The organism is Vibrio sp. V08_P9A1T1 (assembly GCF_963874405.1).
Classification (GTDB): Bacteria; Pseudomonadota; Gammaproteobacteria; order Enterobacterales; family Vibrionaceae; genus Vibrio; species Vibrio anguillarum.
The window spans coordinates 1-2,031 of the sequence record NZ_CAWNIB010000238.1; the positions used below are offsets into that span (position 1 = coordinate 1).

3 protein-coding genes are annotated in these 2,031 nt (G+C 41.3%); all 3 read left to right on the forward strand.

Features of this window, described 5'->3' with window-relative positions:
- The first annotated feature begins 389 nt into the window (after nt 1–389).
- Nucleotides 390–905 (forward strand): GNAT family N-acetyltransferase, encoded by a 516-nt coding sequence (locus tag AACT21_RS09555; RefSeq protein WP_094164537.1) that lies wholly within the window; start codon nt 390–392, stop codon nt 903–905.
- Nucleotides 906–1,053: 148 nt separating this feature from the next.
- Nucleotides 1,054–1,440, forward strand: a complete 387-nt coding sequence (locus AACT21_RS09560) for an MmcQ/YjbR family DNA-binding protein (protein ID WP_060780368.1) — start codon at nt 1,054–1,056, stop codon at nt 1,438–1,440.
- Nucleotides 1,441–1,578: 138 nt separating this feature from the next.
- The coding region (locus tag AACT21_RS09565; protein ID WP_176430241.1) for a hypothetical protein at nt 1,579–2,031 on the forward strand (453 nt) is incomplete at its 3' end.

The following is a 2,031-nucleotide window of genomic DNA, read 5'->3' on the forward strand; positions in this document are numbered from 1 at the left end:
CATATTTGTTGTTTCTTGATCGCGTTGAGTTGCTTTTCGTTGTGAGTTTAGCGGCAAAATAACCTTCAGCATCCAAACGTCCGCCGAGCATGCTACGCTCGTCACTTTTCTTCCAAATCGCTCAATTTTAGTTTTTTGGTTTCTTTGCTGAATTAGGGTTTTGGTTTATAAATGAATCGGTTAGTTTGTTTTAAGTTTGTAAAAAAGCCCTGTTCTTTGGTTTTGAAAGTATTGTTGTCAATCGGTTGGCCTAACAAACGGCTCAAGAGGGATTGCCAACGCGTGGCGACTTTAGTTCAAAATTGAAGTTCAGTGTTTACAGTGTGTTTTTTAAGTTCGGCAGTGCGTTGTCAACCCCTTAGCCGGGCGTTAGGTGAATTGGGGGAATAATGCAGCAAGTTTTAGAAACGGAACGTTTAATCCTTAGATCATTTAAACACTCTGATGCAGAGCAAGTATCAGTATTGGCTGGCGATAAACGAATCGCAGAGATGACGGCAAACATACCGCATCCATACGAAGTGTCAGATGCAATTTCATGGATTGAAACACATGAAACCGGCTTTGCCAGCGGAGAGAGTATTGTTTATGCGGTTGTACATAAAGAATCGTGCGAGCTTATTGGTGCAGTGAGTTTGCCGAGTTTAAAAGATGGCCAAGGTATCTTAGGTTATTGGTTGGGTGTCGATTTTTGGGGGCAAGGTTATGCGACAGAAGCTTCAAAGACATTAATAGAGTACGCAATAGAATGTCATGGATTGACAGAGTTAAAGGTTATGCATCTTGTTGGAAATGAACGTTCAAAGTCAGTTATCGATAAACTTGGTGTTATTTACGTAGAAAATCAAACACTTCGTATGCAAGGTGGTGAGAGAGAAGTTTGCGTTTATATTTCAGCGGTATAAATTCACCTAACAAAGCGTTAAAGAGGGACTTGGCACGCGTGGCATTTTCAATTTGCGTTGTGTTTAGTGGTTAAGGTGTTATGCGGTCACTTTTGTATTGCGTGCCTGCGCCCCTTAACGCGGCGTTATGAGGCTATAGGAAAACAAGATGAATCACGATGAGTTCAACCAATTTTGTCGTTCCTTTCCTGCTACTACATACGTAGTGCAATGGGGTGGTTCTCATGTTTGGAAAGTGGCTGGAAAAGTGTTTTCTATTGGTAGTATCGGCAAGGAGCAGCAACCCGTTTTTACTTTCAAAACATCGGATTTGAACTTTGAGTATCTGAGTGAGCACGATGGTTATATTCCCGCCCCTTACTTTGCCAACCGAGGGATGAAGTGGATCCAACAAACGGAGACTTCAGGTGTATTAGACGAAGAGTTGAAGTATTACTTGTCTGAGTCCTACCGACTTGTTGTGCTCGGGCTTAGTAAAAGGTTACAGAAAGAGTTGGGAATTACGCCAAGAGCAGACGGTGAATCCGCCTCATAACAAACGCCTCAAGAGGGACTGTCAACGCGTAGCGTTTCCAGTCCCATTGAGCCGCGGTGGTTTCGGTTGCTGTGTTTGAGTTTTGTGTTAATGCGTTGCCAGCCCCTTAGGCGGGCGTTAGCCTTCATGGAGTTAAATATGAACAAGAAAGATATAATGGATATATTTTTTAGTAACAAATCTAGAGAAATATTGTTTAGCTTAGTTGATCGAGAAGATCCGAATAGCTCGGCTACTGGAAATGATGACGTATTTGAGCCAACTATCTCCTCGATATTTCAGTTGTTTGATGAATTAATGCTCAAAAATACTCCAGATTTATACCAAGCTGAATGGCTTCTTTTATATAAGAGTTTATCTTCAATTTCTGGGGATCAACGATTACCAAACTCAATCCAACGAATAAGAACAGCTGTAATTATGTCATTAGAAGACCTCGGGAGTGATGAGCTTTACAAAGTTAATAACTTTGAACTATCAAAAAAACTTGCTGGTCTCTCGGACTTATCATTGTGTGCTATTTACTATCAAGTTCAGAAAGCACTGGTTGCTACGAAACGAAATCAAGAGTACAACTTCCCGGAAATTGAG